The sequence below is a fragment of the Streptomyces brasiliensis genome, assembly GCF_014647875.1.
GTDB lineage: Bacteria > Actinomycetota > Actinomycetes > Streptomycetales > Streptomycetaceae > Streptomyces > Streptomyces brasiliensis.
The window spans coordinates 1-1,324 of sequence record NZ_BMQA01000220.1; the positions used below are offsets into that span (position 1 = coordinate 1).

At 70.4% G+C, this 1,324-nt stretch carries 1 protein-coding gene; it reads left to right on the top strand.

Annotation, left to right across the window (positions count from 1 at the left end):
- Positions 1–81: 81 nt before the first annotated feature.
- On the top strand, positions 82–1,324 hold a 1,243-nt coding region (locus tag IEZ19_RS49845; RefSeq protein ID WP_189317968.1), incomplete at its 3' end, for an NF041680 family putative transposase.

Sequence of the window (1,324 nt, forward strand, 5' to 3'; positions counted from 1 at the left end):
GGGCGAGGGGGGATCGTGACGCGAAGGCGGCCGTTCCAGTTCTCGGAGTGCCTAACTCCCGGAACCAGAACGGCCGTTGACGTGAGTATCTCCAGCTGTCTGTGTGATGTCGAACCGAAGGGCGCGCTGGCCCGTTTCCGCCGTGGCTACCACGATTGCCTGTACCGGCGCGCGGACGCGCTCTTCGAGTTGACCGACGCCGTGCTGTGCTCCGGCACTCCGGTGCGCTCGCTGGTGGAACTGGCCCTGGAGCCTGAGTTCCAGCGCGGTCACGGCGCCCTGTACGACGCGGTCAACCAGGGCTGGATGGAGTTCACCCGCCTGCGCTGGCTGGTGGCCACCACCCCCGTGCCCAGGAGTGCCGAGGGGCGCATCGTGCTGGCGGTGGACGTCACTGCGTGGCTGCGCCCCGGTGCGGACACCAGTCCCGAGCGCAGGTTCTGCCACGTCAGCGGCTACGGCACGGCCACCGGCCAGAACATCCCCGGCTGGCCCTACTCATTTCTGGCCGCTCTCGAGCCCGGACGTTCCTCGTGGACCGCAATCCTTGACGCGCAGCGGGTGGCCCCGGGCGACGATGTCACCGAGCTGACCGCCGACCAGATCCGCGAGGCCCTCGACCGCCTCACCCGCACCGGCCACCGCCACGAGGGCGACCCCGATGTGCTCGTGGTCCTCGACGCCGGCTACGACGCCACCCGCCTGGCCTGGCTCCTGTCCGACCTGCCAGTGGAACTCGTCGTCCGGGTCCGCTCCGACCGGGTGTATTACACCGATCCCGGCGAGCCCGTCTACCGCCGCCGGGGCGGGCGGCCCGCCCGTCACGGCCACCGCCTCACCCTGGCCGCCACCCCGGACACCTGGCCCACTCCCGACCAGCACACCGTGAACGACACCCGCCGCTACGGCCGGGCCGAAACACGCAGCTGGGACCGCATGCACCAACAGCTCCAACGCCGCGGCCCCTGGGCCGACGACGTACACCCCGATGAGGAACTCCCCATCCTGCACGGCACACTGATCCGCCTCACGGTCGCCCGCCTGCCCTCCGAACGCACCCCGGACCCGGTATGGCTGTGGACCTCACGCACCGGCGCCGACCCCACACACATCGACCGTCTCTGGTCGGCCTACCTGCGCCGATTCGACCTGGAACACACCTTCAGAATGATCAAGCAGACCCTGGGCTGGACCGCTCCGCACGTACGCGACCCCCACAGCGCCGACCTGTGGACCTGGCTCATCATCGCCGCCTACACCCAGCTACGCCTCGCCCGTCCCCTTGCCGAAGACCACCGCCGCCCCTGGGAACGCCCCAAGCCCC